15 protein-coding genes are annotated in these 15093 nt (G+C 67.1%); 6 read left to right on the forward strand and 9 right to left on the reverse strand.

Annotation, left to right across the window (positions count from 1 at the left end; all coding sequences use genetic code 11):
* Window positions 1–22 precede the first annotated feature (22 nt).
* The 6 genes from C5689_RS09765 to hisG all read left to right on the forward strand — a co-directional run bounded on the left by C5689_RS09765 (window position 23) and on the right by hisG (window position 7772).
* Window positions 23–1792 (forward strand): SLC5/6 family protein, encoded by a 1770-nt coding sequence (locus tag C5689_RS09765; RefSeq protein ID WP_108917092.1) that lies wholly within the window; start codon window positions 23–25, stop codon window positions 1790–1792.
* Between the two features lie 170 nt (window positions 1793–1962).
* Window positions 1963–2232, forward strand: coding sequence for a 30S ribosomal protein S15 (gene rpsO / locus C5689_RS09770; RefSeq protein ID WP_108917093.1), 270 nt, complete (start codon window positions 1963–1965; stop codon window positions 2230–2232).
* A gap of 369 nt (window positions 2233–2601) precedes the next feature.
* Window positions 2602–4746: a polyribonucleotide nucleotidyltransferase gene (pnp, locus tag C5689_RS09775; protein ID WP_108917149.1), complete on the forward strand. Its 2145-nt coding sequence runs from the start codon at window positions 2602–2604 to the stop codon at window positions 4744–4746.
* Window positions 4747–4980: 234 nt separating this feature from the next.
* Window positions 4981–5550: a hypothetical protein gene (locus C5689_RS09780; protein WP_108917150.1), complete on the forward strand. Its 570-nt coding sequence runs from the start codon at window positions 4981–4983 to the stop codon at window positions 5548–5550.
* Window positions 5551–5613: 63 nt separating this feature from the next.
* Window positions 5614–6801 (forward strand): ATP phosphoribosyltransferase regulatory subunit, encoded by a 1188-nt coding sequence (locus C5689_RS09785; protein ID WP_244594655.1) that lies wholly within the window; start codon window positions 5614–5616, stop codon window positions 6799–6801.
* A complete protein-coding gene (gene hisG / locus C5689_RS09790) occupies window positions 6798–7772 on the forward strand; it encodes an ATP phosphoribosyltransferase (RefSeq protein WP_108917095.1) in 975 nt (324 codons plus the stop codon). The genes C5689_RS09785 and hisG overlap by 4 nt, the downstream gene beginning before the upstream one ends.
* A gap of 314 nt (window positions 7773–8086) precedes the next feature.
* Here the strand turns inward: hisG and C5689_RS09795 are convergent, their stop codons facing one another.
* The 9 genes from C5689_RS09795 to C5689_RS09835 form a co-directional block, all read right to left on the reverse strand.
* Complete coding sequence (locus C5689_RS09795) at window positions 8087–8866, reverse strand: WecB/TagA/CpsF family glycosyltransferase (RefSeq protein WP_108917096.1); 780 nt, start codon at window positions 8864–8866, stop codon at window positions 8087–8089.
* Between the two features lie 142 nt (window positions 8867–9008).
* On the reverse strand, window positions 9009–9608 hold the full coding sequence (locus C5689_RS09800; protein WP_108917097.1) for a GNAT family N-acetyltransferase: 600 nt from the start codon (window positions 9606–9608) through the stop codon (window positions 9009–9011).
* Between the two features lie 10 nt (window positions 9609–9618).
* Entirely contained in the window at window positions 9619–11031 is a 1413-nt protein-coding gene (gene thrC, locus C5689_RS09805) for a threonine synthase (RefSeq protein WP_108917098.1), read from the reverse strand.
* Window positions 11032–11126: 95 nt separating this feature from the next.
* On the reverse strand, window positions 11127–11855 hold the full coding sequence (locus tag C5689_RS09810) for an SURF1 family protein (protein WP_108917099.1): 729 nt from the start codon (window positions 11853–11855) through the stop codon (window positions 11127–11129).
* Window positions 11845–12225, reverse strand: a complete 381-nt coding sequence (locus tag C5689_RS09815; RefSeq protein WP_108917100.1) for a DUF983 domain-containing protein — start codon at window positions 12223–12225, stop codon at window positions 11845–11847. Before C5689_RS09815 ends, C5689_RS09810 begins: the two co-directional genes overlap by 11 nt.
* 106 nt (window positions 12226–12331) lie before the next feature.
* Window positions 12332–13195 carry a cytochrome c oxidase subunit 3 gene (locus C5689_RS09820; protein WP_108917101.1) on the reverse strand — a complete coding sequence of 288 codons (864 nt, stop codon included), beginning with the start codon at window positions 13193–13195 and terminating at the stop codon, window positions 12332–12334.
* A 109-nt stretch (window positions 13196–13304) separates the two neighbouring features.
* Entirely contained in the window at window positions 13305–13904 is a 600-nt protein-coding gene (locus C5689_RS09825; protein WP_108917102.1) for a cytochrome c oxidase assembly protein, read from the reverse strand.
* Between the two features lie 7 nt (window positions 13905–13911).
* Entirely contained in the window at window positions 13912–14094 is a 183-nt protein-coding gene (locus C5689_RS09830; protein WP_108917103.1) for a hypothetical protein, read from the reverse strand.
* A 12-nt stretch (window positions 14095–14106) separates the two neighbouring features.
* Window positions 14107–15045, reverse strand: a complete 939-nt coding sequence (locus tag C5689_RS09835; RefSeq protein WP_108917104.1) for a heme o synthase — start codon at window positions 15043–15045, stop codon at window positions 14107–14109.
* Between the last annotated feature and the right edge of the window lie 48 nt (window positions 15046–15093).

The following is a 15093-nucleotide window of genomic DNA, read 5'->3' on the forward strand; positions in this document are numbered from 1 at the left end:
GGCTCGCCGAAGGAGAGCGGATATGCGGGATGTGGCGGAGACTTTCGAGGACAGGGCGCGGCTCGACGGCCGCATCGCGCTGGCGATCGTCACTTTCGCCACGGCCTATGGGCTCATCGCTCTGCTCGATCGCGTCGGCGCGCCGGAGCGGCTGGTGGCGCTGGTCTCGCCCTATTTCACCGTGGTCGCTCTGGCCGCGCTCGGCTTTCTGCTGCATTCGATGCGCGTCTCCTTCTATTACGCCGCGGGGCGGGCGGCGCCGGCGGCCTATGCCGGCTTCGCCCAGGCGGCCCTCGTCACCGGCCTCGCGGCGCCTTTCGCGGCTCGGCTCACCGGCGCCGGCTCGCCGCTCGGCGTGACGCTCGGCCTGCTGCTGGGGGTCGCGCTCATCGGCGCGGCGACCGGCCCGATGCTGCGCAAGACCGGGGCCTTTTCGCTGTCCGATCTGCTGGCGGCGCGCTTTTCGCGCATGGAGCCGCGGCTCGGCATGATCGTCGTCGCCGCGCTCACCTCGGGGATCGTCGCTCTGGCCGGCTATCAGACGGCGGTGGACGCTCTCGTCGGCTTCACCGGCGCGGGCCGTCCTTTCGCGGCTTTCTTCATCGGCGCGGCGATATTGCTGATCGCCGGGCCGGGCGGCGTCGGCGGCGTGCTGTGGAGCGCCTGCGCGGCGGCCGGCGTGCTGATCGCCGGCTTTGCCCTGCCGCAGATCGCGCTGTCGCTCCAAGGCTATCCGACGCCTCTGCCGCTCATCGGCGATCAGACCGCCTGGAGCGACGCCGTCCGCGTCATCGAGAATTGGCGGCTCGCGCGGCCGGCGCCGGCGGCGCTCGAGATCACGACCATGCTCGGCCTCGCCCTCGGGCTGGCGACGCTCGCGCCGGCGCTGGAGCCCGCCGTGACGACGAAAGACGCGGCGGCGGCGCGCCGGGCCGGCGTCGCGGCCCTGTTCTGGACCCTGGCGGCGGCGGCGCTGATCACGGCGACGGTCGCCTCCTCGGCGCTGATCGTCTCCAATGTCGCCGTCGGCCAGACGCCCGAGCGGCTGCCGGAATCGATCTATTCGGCGAGCGCGCGCGGGCTGGTGCAGATTTGCGGCGCGCGGGTCGACGGGCCGGCGCAGGCGCGCGCGGCCTGCCTCGCCCGCAAGCTGCCGCCGGCCGCGCCCTTGCGGCCCGAGGATATTTCCGTGCGCGCGGAATATCTCATCGGCGGCCTGCCGCAATTGGCCAAGCTCGGCGCGGCGCTCACCGGCCTTCTCGCCTCGGGGATCATCGCCGCCGGCCTCGCTCTGGCGGCGGCCAGCCTGCACGCCTGCGCCGCCGCCGTCGGCCATGACGCGCTCTATCGGCTGCGCGCCGAATCCGCGCTGACGAGCCGGCGCCTCGCCATCACGCGGCTGGCGCTGGTGGGCGTCACCGCGCTCGGCTCGGCGACCAGCGCCGCCAATGCGATCGACGCGCGCACGCTGGTCGGCATGGCGCTCGCGCTGTCGGCGGCGGTCTTCGTCCCGCTCGTCGGCCTCGCGCTCTTCGCGCGCGCTCAGGACCGGGACGCGATGATCGGCCAAATCGCCGGCCTCGCGACAATGGCGGCGACGCTCGTGCTCGACAGCGCGCCGCCGGACATAGAACAGCTCGCCTGGGCGGGACTCTGCGGCGCGGTCGCCGGCCTGCTCGCCGGCGGCTTTTCCGCGCAGGCTTTTTCGCAGGCGACGCCGGAGTCGCGCGGTTTCGTCGAGGAGATTTGGCGGGGCGACGGAAATGCGCTGCGCGAGGACAAGGGCGTGTGAGGCGCCCGGCCGATGTCGGAGCGCCCTATCCTTCCCGGCCTTTTCTGCTATAAGCCCCTCGCGCGCTCGGGTTTACCCGGGCGGCTCCGCTCGCGGCGACCCTCGCTGGACGACATCCCGGCCCCGGCCGCGGCTTGCGGATCCACACCAGAAAAGAAAAGGACCGACCGATGTCGATCACCGCCGAGCGCAAGCAGTCGCTCATCAAAGAATATGCGATCAAGCCGGACGACACCGGCTCGCCCGAGGTTCAGGTTGCGATCCTCACCGAGCGCATCACCAATCTGACCGAGCACTTCAAGACCCATGTGAAGGACAATCATTCGCGTCGCGGTCTCTTGAAGCTCGTGTCGCAGCGTCGCCAGCTGCTCGACTATGTGAAGTCGAGAGACGAGCCGCGCTATCGCTCCATCATCGAGCGTCTCGGCATCCGTCGCTGAGCCTGGGTCGCTGCGCTTTCGCACGGCCGCTGGACGGCCCTCGAAAGCGCATTAGAGAATGCGAGATCGCGGTCCGCCGCGATTTCGCGTATGAGAAGAGAGTTCGGCCGAACGATTCGGCCTTAATTGCCGGAAGGGATGCGCGAAAGGGCGGCCCTTCCCTCCTTCGGCGGGCGGCATGGGTCGCGCCGCCACCCTCGGCAGGATCGTCATGGCAGGATCGCCGGACGCTGCGGCGAGGACTTTCGAAGCGTTCGCGGCTTCGCGTCTTTGAAAATCCCCGCCCCGCAGCCTCTCGCCGTCTTGCCCATGACGCCTCGCCAGCAGCCGACGCGCAATGGGGCGCGTCATGAGAGGAAGACGAAAGACATGTTCCAAATCCATCGCGAAGAACTCGACTGGGCGGGCCGCACGCTGGTGCTCGAGACCGGCAAGATCGCCCGCCAGGCGGACGGCGCCGTTTTCGCCAGCTGGGGCGAGACCACTGTGCTCGCGACCGTCGTCTCGGCCAAGGCGCCCAAGCCCGGCCAGGACTTCTTCCCGCTGACCGTCAATTACCAGGAGAAAGCCTTCGCCGCCGGCCGCATTCCGGGCGGCTATTTCAAGCGCGAAGGCCGCCCCAGCGAGCGCGAGACGCTGGTTTCCCGCCTCATCGACCGGCCGATCCGCCCCTTGTTCCCGGACGGCTATCGCAATGACACGCAGGTCATCGTGACCGTGCTGAGCCATGATCTCGAGAACGACCCGGATATTCTCGCCATGGTCGCGGCTTCGGCGGCGCTGACGCTCTCCGGCATTCCCTTCATGGGCCCGATCGGCGGCGCCCGCGTCGGCTATATCAACGGCCAGCTCAAGCTCAATCCGACCATCGAGGAGATGAAGCTCTCGGCGCTCGATCTCGTCGTCGCCGGCACGTCGGACGCCGTGCTGATGGTGGAATCGGAGGCGCAGGAGCTCTCCGAGGATCTGATGCTCGAGGCGGTGATGACCGGCCATCGCGGCTTCCAGCCGGTGATCGACGCGATCATCCGTCTCGCCGAGCGCGCCGCCAAGGACCCGCGCGATCTCGACGTCGTCGACAAGACCGAGGTCAACGCCGCCGTCGCCGCCATCGCCGAGGCGGAGCTGCGCGCCGCCTATAAGATCACGGTGAAGCAGGACCGCTACGCCGCCGTCGACGCGGTGAAGGCCAAGGTCTACGCCGGCCTGCTGCCGGAAGGCGGCGAGGCGAAATTCTCCAAGGAGCATGTCGCCGAGGCCTTCCACGATCTGCAGGCCAAGGTCGTGCGCTGGAACATTCTCGACGACGGCATTCGCATCGACGGCCGCGACGTCAAGACCGTGCGCCCGATCGTCGCCGAGGTGGGCGTGCTGCCGCGCACCCATGGCTCCGCTTTGTTCACCCGCGGCGAGACGCAGGCGCTGGTCGTCGCGACGCTGGGCACGGGCGAGGACGAGCAATTCGTCGACTCGCTCGAGGGGACCTATAAGGAGCGCTTCCTGCTCCACTACAACTTCCCTCCCTATTCCGTCGGCGAGACGGGCCGCATGGGCTCGCCCGGCCGCCGCGAGATCGGCCATGGCAAGCTCGCCTGGCGCGCCATTCGCCCGATGCTGCCGGCCGCCGCCGAATTCCCCTATACGCTGCGCGTCGTCTCGGAGATCACCGAGTCCAACGGCTCCTCGTCCATGGCCACCGTCTGCGGCTCCTCGCTGGCGCTGATGGATGCGGGCGTGCCGCTGAAGAAGCCGACGGCGGGCATCGCCATGGGCCTCATCCTCGAAGGTGAGCGCTTCGCGGTTCTGTCCGACATTCTCGGCGACGAGGATCATCTCGGCGACATGGACTTCAAAGTGGCGGGCACGTCGGACGGCGTGACCTCGCTGCAGATGGACATCAAGATCGCCGGCATCACGGAAGAGATCATGCGCGTGGCGCTGGGCCAGGCGCGCGATGGCCGTCTGCACATCCTCGGCGAGATGTCCAAGGCGCTCACCACCTCGCGCGCCGAGCTCGGCGAGTTCGCGCCGCGCATCGAGACGCTGAAGATCGCCACCGACAAGATCCGCGAAGTGATCGGCACCGGCGGCAAGGTCATTCGCGAAATCGTCGAGAAGACCGGCGCCAAGATCAACATCGAGGACGACGGCACGGTGAAGGTCGCCTCCTCGGACGGCAACTCCATCAAGGCGGCGATCAATTGGATCAAGTCGATCGCCTCCGATCCGGAGGTCGGCCAGATCTATGAGGGAACCGTGGTGAAGACCGCCGACTTCGGCGCCTTCGTCAATTTCTTCGGCGCCAAGGACGGCCTCGTTCACATTTCGCAACTCTCCAAGCAGCGCGTGAACAAGACCACCGACGTCGTTAAGGAAGGCGACAAGGTGAAGGTGAAGCTGCTCGGCTTCGACGATCGCGGCAAGGTGCGCCTCTCCATGCGCGTCGTCGATCAGCAGACCGGCGAAGACCTCGAGGCCAAGGAAAAGGCCGAAGCCGCCAACGCCGGCGAGTGACACGACAGATGGGGCTCGCCCGGCGCGGGCCCTCATCCGACCCGGCTGCGCCGGGCCACCTTCTCCCGCAAGCGGGAGAAGGACGCGCCTTTTTCTTCGAATAGGCGCAATATCAAAAAAAGCGGGCGCCGCGTTCGACGCCGCATCCATTCTCCCGCTCGCGGGAGAATGGAGCCCGGCAAAGCCGGGTCGGATGAGGGCGCCTCGCGATCCGTTTCGCAGGAGCTTTTTCCAATGCGATTGCATCTCGCATTTCTCGCCGCCCTTCTCTCCTCCGCCTCCCCCGTCGTCGCCGAAACCGCGCCGCTCGAGCGCATTCTCTCCGCGACGCCGATCTATCTCTCCGATGGCGGCGGCCGTGATCTCGCCGTGCTCGTCGACAATCTCGACGATGGCGCCGATCTCTATGTCTATCTCGGGCTCGATCAGGACGCTCTGCGCGCCGGCGCCAAGCCCGCCTTCGTCAAGAAGAACGCCGCCTGGAATGGCGGCATGGCCGGCCAGCGGCCTTCGCTGGCGGTGAGCGACAAGGGCTCGCTGCTGATCAAATCCGAGAATGATTCGATCGGCCGCGACCGCTGGAGCGAGACTTTGACGGTGATCCGCCGCAATGGCGCGCTCATCGTCGCCGGCTTCACCTATGCGACCCGCGACACGATCGACCCCAACGCCGGCAAGAGCTGCGATCTCAATTTCCTGGCCGGCAAGGGAACGCGCAACGGCAAGAAGATCGAGATCAAGGCGCGGACGATCCCGCTCGCCGATTGGTCCGACGATAATCCACCCAAAGAGTGCGAGCGCTGACCTGACGCGAGCGCTCACCCGGCCCTCGCCCTCGTTCACCCTCCCTCCGGAAAGCGGATGCGAATGTCATCCGCCCTTGCTAAGGAAGGGCCGCAAAAGAGGGACAAAGGCGTGAACGAGGCGGCGAAAACCGATTTTTCGAGCGGCGACGCTCTCGGCGCGATATTGGCGTCGTTTCAGCGCGCGGGCTTTACCCGCTGCGAGCCGAAGATATTGCAGCCGGCCGGCGTCTTCCTCGACCGCTCCGGCGAGGATTTCCGCGGCCGCCTCTATCTGACCAGCGACGCCGCCGGCGACGACGTCTGCCTGCGGCCGGAATATACGATCCCCGTCTGCCTCGCCTATCTCGCTTCGTCCACGGCGGGCGCGCCCGCCTCCTTCGCCTATGGCGGCGCCGTGTTCCGCTTCCCCGCCGAGGGCGAGACAGGAAGCGGCGAGCTGCTGCAGGCCGGGCTCGAGAGCTTCGGCCGCGACGATCGCGAGGCCGCCGACGCCGAGATTCTCGCCGCCGCCCTCGAGGCCGCCTCCGCGGCCGACGGCGGCGCGCTGCATGTGGAGACCGGCGACGCCGGGCTCGTCTCCACCTTTCTGGATCGCCTCGACCTGCCGCCCGCCTGGCGCCGGCGTCTCGAGACGGGACACGCCCGCGGCGAGTCGCTCACCGAGATTTTCGCCCCGCCCGCCAATGGCAAGGAACACGCCGGCGTGCTCGCCGCGCTCGAGAAGGTGGACGCCAAGGAGGCGCGCGCGCTCGTCGAGGATCTTCTGTCCATCGCCGGAATTTCGCCGGTCGGCGGCCGCAGCGCCGGGGAGATCGCCGAGCGCTTTCTGGATCAGGCCGCTCTCGCCGGCGGCGCCGGAGTGAGCGCCGAGACGCATGCGCTGGTCGACGCCTTTTTTTCCGTGCAGGGGCAGATCGACGAGGCCTCCGCAGCGCTGCGCAAGCTCGCGAAGGACGTCTCGCTAGATCTGACCGCGGCGCTCGACTCGCTCGACACGCGCTCCGGCTTTCTCGCGGCGCGCGGCGTCGATCTCGATCGCGTGCGCTTCTCCGCGAGCTTCGCCCGCAGGCTCGATTATTACTCGGGCTTCGTCTTCGAGGCGCGGCGCGAGCCCGCCGGTCCGGCGCTCATCGGCGGCGGGCGCTACGACCGCCTGCTGAAGACGCTGGGCGCGAAACAGGACATCCCCGCTGTCGGCGCGGCCATATGGGTCGATCGGCTGACGGCGCGCAAAGGAAGCGCGGCATGACCGCAACGACGACCGACAAGCTCATCGTCGCCGTTCCCTCCAAGGGCCGGCTGCAGGAGAACGCCAACGCCTTTTTCGCCCGCGCGGGCATAGAGGTGACACAGGGGCGCGGGGCGCGCGACTATCGCGGCCAGTTGGCCGGAGTGGAGGATGCGGAGGCGGCCTTTCTGTCCGCCTCCGAGATCACCTCGCGGCTCGCCAGCGGCGACGTCCATCTCGGCGTGACGGGCGAAGACCTCGTGCGCGAGACGATTGCCGATGCGGCGAGCAAGGTGGAGATTTTGGCGCCGCTCGGCTTCGGCAAGGCCAATGTGGTGGTCGCTGTTCCGCAGGCCTGGATCGACGTGCGGACCATGGCCGATCTCGCCGATGTCTCGGCCGGCTTTCGCGCCCGCCATGGCCGCGGGCTACGCGTCGCCACCAAATATATTCACACGACGCGGCGTTTCTTCGCCAAGCACGCCATCGGCGATTATCGCATCGTCGAGAGCTCCGGCGCCACGGAAGGAGCGCCGGCGGCGGGCTCGGCCGATCTCATCGTGGACATCACCACCACGGGCGCGACGCTCGCCGCCAATGCGCTGAAGACTTTGGACGATGGCGTGATCTTGCGCTCGCAGGCCAATCTCGTCGCCTCGCTTTCCGCGCCCTGGACGCCGCGAGCGCGCGAGGCGGCGCGCATCATCCTCTCGCGCATAGCGGCCGAGGAGCAGGCCCGCACGACGCGCGAGATTCGCGCCCGTCTGACACTGGACGACGCCCTGCTCGCCGAAGCTGCGGAGAAATTTTCTGTGGAGCTGCGCGAGCGCGGCGACGGCGGCTTCGTCACCTTCTCCGCCCCGGCGGATGGCGCGCCGCAATTCGCCGATTGGCTGATCGCCAAAGGCGCGCGCACGGTGACGAGCGCCAAGCTGGATTATGTGTTCAGCGCGGAGAATGCGCTGTGGAGCCGGCTGCAAGCGCGGATTTGATCGGGTTGCGGCGCGATCCGGCCCAGTTCCAAAGTCCCTCGCCCTGGAGCCGGCGCAGCCGGCGTCTCGAAGAGTCGTCGAAGCGCCGCCCGCTAGAGCATCCTTCGAGGCTTTTTGCGTTCCGCAAAAAGCGCCTCAGGATGAGGGGACTGAATTTTCGTGCTTTTCCCATTATGAGAATTCGCCGTTCGATCGGCGTCGTCCCCGGCGCTGGCGGAGTGGCGCGACGCGCCGGGGACCCAAAGCCGAACTCGTTACACTGCGGCTTCGGACGCCCGCCGGCCTTCGACGCGCCGGCGGAGGTGCGAGAACGGTCAATGCGTTTGACGCAATAGCAGCAGCAAAGCGATCGGATTGGTCGTCACATAGCGCAAGAACAGCCGGCGCGGCTCCAGCCGAAGACGGAACGCCCATTCGAGGCCCGCCTTCTGCATCCACATAGGGGCGCGCTTCTTGGCGCCGGCCAGAAAATCGAACAGACCGCCAGATGTCTTGATCACTTTGACGTTTCGAAGGCGATCACTCCATTTTCGCACGAATTCCTGCTCGCGCGGCACGCCGAGCGCGAGCCAGACGATATCGGGCGCGAGGTCGTTTATTTCGTCGATTTTGCGCTCGAGCTCCTCGCCGGTGAGATAGCCGTGCGAGCGGCCGACGATGCGAAGGCCCGGAAAGCGACGCCTCGTGACCTCATAAGTCTCGCGATTGATTTCCTCCGTCGCGCCATAGAGGTAGAAGGTGACGCCTTCGCGCTCGGCCCTTTCGGCGACCAGCGGATAGAGATCGGTGGTGGCGACGCGCTCCGGCAACGCGCGCGCGCCGAGCAGGCGCGAGGCGAAGACGAGCGGCTGGCCGTCGGCGCTGACGAGATCGGCCGCGTCGACGAGCTCGGCGAATTCGCGGCTGGCGCGGCGCCGCGCCAGCACCTCGCCATTGACTGAGGTGAGATAGAGAGGCCCGTTCTCCCGCGCTGGGCGGAGAGCCGCCTCGATCATCAGCCGCGCGGTGCCGGCGAGATCGAGACGGGCGACCTGCGCGCCGCCGACTGTGACCTCTTCGATGTTCCGAAACGCCCGTGTACGCTCGAACGCCATGAATACTCTACCCTTTTTTCGCCTGCCGTCCCGATTCGGAACGTGGACGGCAATGTCGATGGGTAGGCTGAGAGATGCGTGCCAGAAAGAATCGCGGCTCGGTTGTGCGGATTCGAAACGCGGGGCTGCAGAGGCCCTCCGCTCAGAGCGACCGGCGCGTCGGCGAAGGATCGCTGTCGAGCCGCGCGAAGAGGAGGTGATCGCGCCATTGGCCGTTGATGTTGAGATAGGCGCGGGCGAAGCCCTCCTGATGGAAGCCGTTGCGCTCCAGCAGCCGGATGGAGGCGGCGTTGGACGGCAGGCAGGCGGCCTCGACGCGATGCAGGCGCTGGCGGCTGAAGGCGTAATCCAGCGCCGCCCGCACGGCGCGGGACATATAGCCCTTGCCGGCATAGGGCTCGCCCATCCAATAGCCGAGCGTCGCCGCCTGCGAGACGCCGCGGCGCACGTGCCCGAGCGTCAGCCCGCCGACGAGAACGTCGTCCGCCTCGCGGAAGACGAAGAAGGAATAGGCCTCGTCGCGCGCTATTTCCTCGGCGTGGCGGCGCACGCGATAGCGAAAGCTGGCGCGGGTGAGATCATCCGAGGGCCAGGTCGGCTCCCAGGGCGTCAGAAAGGCGCGGCTGCGCTCCCTGAGCGAGGCCCAGGCGACGAAATCCCGCATCTCCGAGCTGCGCAGATAGACGCCGTCGCCGCGCAGCGGCAGATCGCGATAGGCGGGAACGAGGCCGAAGAGCGCCATGACAGCCCTCTCAGACCGTGGCGCGCGCTGCGCGGGCGCGCTCGGAAATAAAGGCCGCGACCTTGCCCGCATCATTGTCGAGCACGGTGAAGCGCTCGCGCGCGTCCAGAATATGCGCGAGATGCTCGGGCAGCGGCGGGCGCTTGCCGATGGCGCGCTCCACAGCGTCCGGGAATTTCGCCGGATGGGCGGTGGCGAGCGAGACGATCGGCGTCGCGGGGTCGATCGCGAGGCGCTTTCTCGCCGCATGAACGCCGGTGGCGGCGTGCGGATCGAGAATATAGCCGGTCTCGCGATAGGTGCGGGCGATCTCTTCCGTGGTGTCCGCCTCATAGGCTGCGCTCGCCTCGAATTCCGCGCGGATCGCTTCGAGCGGCGCGGGGGCGACGGTAAAGCCCTTGGACTGATCCAGCGCGCCCATCAGCCCGCGAATCTGCGCGGCGTCACGGCCATAAACGTCGAACAGCAGACGCTCGAAATTGGACGAGATCTGAATATCCATCGATGGCGATTGCGTCGGCGTCACGCCGCGCAGCTCATAGCGCCCGCTCGCCAGCGTGCGCGCGAGAATATCGTTGGAATTCGTGCCGATGACGAGCTTGCCGACCGGCAAACCCATGCGCTCGGCCACATAGCCCGCCAGCACATCGCCGAAATTGCCAGTGGGAACCGCGAAGCTCACCTCGCGGTGCGGCGCGCCGAGCGCGACGGCGCTCGTGAAATAATAGGCCGTCTGCGCGACGACGCGCGCCCAATTGATGGAATTGACGCCGGCGAGGCCGACGCTCTCTCGGAAGCGCGCGTCGCGGAACAGCGATTTCAGAATCGATTGCGCATCGTCGAAGGAGCCGCGCAGCGCAATGGTGTGGATGTTGGCGGCCTCGACCGTCGTCATCTGCCGGCGCTGCACGTCCGAGACGCGCTCATGCGGATAGAGGATGAAGACATCGACCCGATCGAGCCCGGCGAAGGCCTCGATCGCCGCCGCCCCCGTGTCGCCCGAGGTGGCGCCGACGATGGTCGCGCGCAAATCGCGGCGGGCGAGGACGGCGTCCATCATGCGCCCGAGCAATTGCATGGCGACGTCCTTGAACGCCAGCGTCGGGCCATGGAACAGCTCGAGGACGAAGAGATTATCGGCGATCTGCGTCAGCGGCGCGATGGCGCTGTGACGGAAGCTCGAATAGGCGCACTGCGTCAGCGCGCGCAGCTCGGCGCCGTCGAACGCCTCGCCGAGGAAAGGCGCGATGATGCGCGCGCTGGCCTCGGCATAGGGGAGGCCGGCGAGAGAAGCGATATCGCCGCGCGCTAGTCCCGGATAGGAGACGGGCGCATAGAGCCCGCCGTCGGAGGCGAGGCCGGCGAGAAGGACGTCTTCGAAGGCGAGCTCTGGAGCTTCGCCGCGTGTGGAAATGTAGCGCACGGCGTCTCTTCTAACCCGCGGAGCCGGCGTCGGCAAAGTCCGAAGACGCCGAAATCGTCCCTCAAACCGCCTCCGCTGGAGAATGAGCGGCGCTGTCAGCGCTGCTCAAGCCGGCCGATCGCATAGAAGGCGAAGCCGCCGGCGACCGCCGCCGACAGCGCGAACCAGGTGAGGGCGTAGGAGAGATGATTGTTGGTCAGCTCGATATTGTGATCATAGACGCGCGGCAGGCCGGGCGCCGGCGCTGCGGGATCGAGCTCGAGCAGAAAAGGCGCGGCGTCGGCGATTTTCAAATGCGCGGCAAGCGCCCGCGCGTCGCTCGTATAGAACAGCCCGTCCTGCGGCGAATCGGCGGGCGTGAAGAGATTGCGCGCCTGCGGGCCGCGCAGCAGGCCGGTGAGCGTGACAGGACCGGAGGGCGCGCGCTTGCGCGTCTCGTCGGCGCGCTGCGAGAGCGGCAGAAAGCCGCGATCGACGAGAATGGCGCCGCCGTCATCGAGCAGCAGAGGCGCGATGACGCGGAAACCCGGCTCCACCCCCGCTCCCGACGGCGGCGGCGAGAAGATCAGCGCCTCGCGCGAAAGATCGAAATGGCCGAAGACGCGGACATGGGTGAAATCATAATCCTGCGGCGCGAGCGCGTCCCATTGCGCGCGGGGCGGCGGCGCGACCGGAGCGGCGGTCGCGCGCGTCTCCACGCGCTCGATCAGCGCCTCCTTCCAGGCGAGGCGGCGGAGCTGCCAGACGCCGAGCCCGGCGAGCAGCGCCACCATGAAGAACGAAAAGATCGCCGGCCCGATGAGGGCGCGCGCTTCAGCCCTCATCGGCGCGCTGCCCCTCCTCCGCCTTGTTGAAATATTGCAGGGCGATCAAGAGGCTCTTGGCCGGCCGCAGCAGGCCGGCGCAGACGATGACGGTGAGTGGGAGGAAGATGAGCCCATGCACCCAATAGGGCGGCGCATAGGCGACCTCGACATAGAGCGCCGCGCCGACGACGATGAAGCCGGCGATGGTCATCACGAAAACGGCCGGCCCGTCGCCCGAATCGGCGAAGGCGAGATCGAGCCCGCAGACCTCACAGCTCGGCGCGAGCGCGAGGAAGCCGCGGAACAAATGTCCTTTGCCGCAACGCGGGCAGCGGCCGAGCAGGCCGGCGACATAAGGATTGACGGTGGAGCGTTCGTCCGCGGCCATAGTGTTCCTATCCCTTTGCGAGGGCGAGAGATCGACGAAACGAAAGAAGCGCCGACGAGACCCCGCCGGCGCTTCTCTCAAAAGAAGCCGAAATGGGCTCGTCCCGTCACTCCATATGGCCGCCCCAGTTGCCCCACACATAGATGGAGGCGAACAGGAACAGCCAGACGACGTCGACGAAATGCCAATACCACGCGGCGAACTCGAAGCCGAGATGCTGCTCCGGCTTGAACTGGCCGGCATAGGCGCGCGCGAGGCAGACGATCAGGAAGATGGAGCCCACGATCACATGGAAGCCGTGAAAGCCGGTCGCCATGAAGAAGCTCGCGCCATAGATGGAGCCTTTGAAGGCGAAAGGCGCATGGGCGTATTCATAGGCCTGGACGCAGGTGAAGATCAGGCCGAGCGCGATAGTGGCGATGAGGCCCTTTTTCAGCTTGTCGCGATCATTGTGCAGCAGGCCGTGATGCGCATAGGTGAGCGTCGCGCCCGAAGTGAGCAGGATCACCGTGTTGAGCAGCGGCAGATGCCAGGGATTGAGCACTTCGATCCCATGCGGCGGCCACACGCCCTGAAACAGCTCGGTACGAGCGAATTGCTGCGGATCGGCCGGAAAGATCGCCGAATTGAAAAAAGCCCAGAACCAGGCGACGAAGAACATCACCTCGGAGAGGATGAAGAGAATGACGCCATAGCGATGATGCAGCTGCACGACCGCCGTGTGGTGGCCCTCGTGCTCCGCCTCGCGGATGATGTCGCTCCACCAGGACCACATTGTGAAGAGAATGGCGGCGAAGCCCGCGCTGAACAGAACCGGGCCGCCGATCTTGACGCCCAGCAGCGGCAGGCCCTTCATCCAATAAATGGCGCCGATCGCGGTGAACAATGCGGCGAGCGAGCCGACGAGCGGCCACGGGCTCGGATCGACGAGATGGTAATCGTGATTTGGTTTCGCGTGTCCGTCCGACATTTCATTTTCCTCGAGATTTCGCCGGCCGGGCCGGTCTCGTTCACTAAGGCTCCATTCGCTCGGGATGGTTCGCCCCGCCGCGGACGCCCCCCGTCGCATTCTTTTTCCATCACGTCTTCGGCTTCGCGCCCTCTCCGCTCGCCGCCTCCTTGGGCTTCGCTTCCTTTGCCTTTTTGGAGGAGAAGAAGGAATAGGACAGGGTGATTTCCTCGACGCGGCTCATCGTCTCGTCGGATTCGAGCGCCGGATCGAGGAAGAACACCACCGGCCATTCGGCGCTCTCATGCGGCGCGAGCTTCTGCTCCGAGAAGCAGAAGCAGGCGAGCTTGTCGAAATAGGCGCCGGCCTGGTCCGGACTGACATTGTAGGCGGCGACGCCGCTCGTCTCCTGATCGGAGAGATTGACGACCTTGTAATAGATGGTCGCGGTCTCGCCGGTGCGCACCACGATGCGGGGCGTCTCCGGCTCGAAGCGCCAGGGCAGATCGCGCGCGACATTGGCGTCGAAGCGCACGCCGATGCGGCGCTCGCCGGGCTTGGCCGGCGCGACCTTGGCGACCTGCGTCGTGCCGCCGAAGCCGGTCGCCGAGCAGAAGGCGCGATAGAGCGGAACCGAGGCGAAGGACAGGATCAGCATGGCCACGGAGCCGCCGATCAGCAGCCAGGCGCCCCTGCCGGCGTGGCTTTTCTCTTTGCGATCCGCGCCCATCACGACCTCACTCGGCCCGTGGCACGACGTTGCCGCCGAGCTTCACTATGGTGACGAAATAGAAGAGCGCCACGAACAGCGCGACGGCGACGCCGATCGCAATGTTGCGGGCGCGGCGGCTCTTCGCCTGCTCCGGCGTGAGGACAACGCCCTCTCGCCGCTCAGTGTCCTCATGTCGGCCGATCGTCATGCGCTCCTCCGCTCAAGCGAGCCAGGACGAGAGGGCGAGAAGCCTCTCGATCACCAGAACCATGAACAACAGCGTCAAATAGACGATGGAGAAGAAGAAGAGGCGCATCGCCGCGCGGCGCGCCTTGTCGCCCTCGCGGCGCAGATAGACCTCCACCGCGCAGGCGACCAGCGCCGCGCCCAGCAGCAGCGCGACGGCGCCATAGACCGGCGAGGCGAAGCCGAGCAGATAGGGCGCGACGCCGATGGGCGCGAGAAGGATGGAATAGACGAGAATCTCGAGGCGGGTGCGCGTCTCGCCATGCACGTTGGGAAGCATGGGGATGCCGGCGGCGCCATATTCCGCGCGCTTGACCAGCGCCAGCGCCCAGAAATGCGGCGGCGTCCACATGAAGATAAGGCCGAAGAGAATGACGCTGGAGAGATCGACGGCGCCGGTCGCCGCGGCGAAGCCGACGACGGGCGGCAGCGCGCCGGCCGCGCCGCCGATGACGATGTTCATCGGCGTCGTGCGCTTCAGCCACATCGTATAGACGACGACATAGAAGAAGATGGTGAAGGCGAGCAGACCGGCGGCCAGCCAATTGGCGACCAGGCCGAGCGTGAACACCGCCATTATGGAGAGGAAGAGGCCGAAGGCGAGCGCCTCCTCGCGGCCGAGCCGGCCGGCGGGAATGGGACGGCCGCGCGTGCGCGTCATCAGCCGGTCGATATCGGCGTCATACCACATGTTGAGCGCGCCCGACGCGCCCGCGCCGACGGCTATGGCCAGCAGCGAGGCGAAGGCGAGGAAAGGATGCGGCGCGACAGGAGCCAGCAGAATGCCGGCGAGCGCCGTGAACACGACGAGCGACATCACGCGCGGCTTCAGCAGGGCGAAATAATCGCCAGGGGCGGCGACAGGCGCGCGCGGGGCCGAAGCTTCGTCGATGATGAAGGAGGCGTCGCTCATGCTCTCACTCTTTTTATCGGCGATCGTTCTCGATCTTTCGACGATCGT

Origin of the sequence: Methylosinus sporium (assembly GCF_003113265.1) — a bacterium.
Lineage (GTDB): Bacteria > Pseudomonadota > Alphaproteobacteria > Rhizobiales > Beijerinckiaceae > Methylosinus > Methylosinus sporium.

Excerpts from the sequence above, each read along its gene's own strand:
- C5689_RS09830 (WP_108917103.1), bottom strand. The coding sequence starts at position 14,094 with ATGACGATCGGCCGACATGAGGACACTGAGCGGCGAGAGGGCGTTGTC.
- pnp (WP_108917149.1), top strand. The coding sequence starts at position 2,602 with ATGTTCCAAATCCATCGCGAAGAACTCGACTGGGCGGGCCGCACGCTG.
- C5689_RS09785 (WP_244594655.1), top strand. The coding sequence starts at position 5,614 with ATGTCATCCGCCCTTGCTAAGGAAGGGCCGCAAAAGAGGGACAAAGGC.
- C5689_RS09835 (WP_108917104.1), bottom strand. The coding sequence starts at position 15,045 with ATGAGCGACGCCTCCTTCATCATCGACGAAGCTTCGGCCCCGCGCGCG.
- C5689_RS09795 (WP_108917096.1), bottom strand. The coding sequence starts at position 8,866 with ATGGCGTTCGAGCGTACACGGGCGTTTCGGAACATCGAAGAGGTCACA.
- hisG (WP_108917095.1), top strand. The coding sequence starts at position 6,798 with ATGACCGCAACGACGACCGACAAGCTCATCGTCGCCGTTCCCTCCAAG.
- C5689_RS09800 (WP_108917097.1), bottom strand. The coding sequence starts at position 9,608 with ATGGCGCTCTTCGGCCTCGTTCCCGCCTATCGCGATCTGCCGCTGCGC.
- C5689_RS09825 (WP_108917102.1), bottom strand. The coding sequence starts at position 13,904 with ATGGGCGCGGATCGCAAAGAGAAAAGCCACGCCGGCAGGGGCGCCTGG.
- C5689_RS09815 (WP_108917100.1), bottom strand. The coding sequence starts at position 12,225 with ATGGCCGCGGACGAACGCTCCACCGTCAATCCTTATGTCGCCGGCCTG.
- C5689_RS09780 (WP_108917150.1), top strand. The coding sequence starts at position 4,981 with ATGCGATTGCATCTCGCATTTCTCGCCGCCCTTCTCTCCTCCGCCTCC.
- C5689_RS09765 (WP_108917092.1), top strand. The coding sequence starts at position 23 with ATGCGGGATGTGGCGGAGACTTTCGAGGACAGGGCGCGGCTCGACGGC.
- C5689_RS09810 (WP_108917099.1), bottom strand. The coding sequence starts at position 11,855 with ATGAGGGCTGAAGCGCGCGCCCTCATCGGGCCGGCGATCTTTTCGTTC.
- C5689_RS09820 (WP_108917101.1), bottom strand. The coding sequence starts at position 13,195 with ATGTCGGACGGACACGCGAAACCAAATCACGATTACCATCTCGTCGAT.
- rpsO (WP_108917093.1), top strand. The coding sequence starts at position 1,963 with ATGTCGATCACCGCCGAGCGCAAGCAGTCGCTCATCAAAGAATATGCG.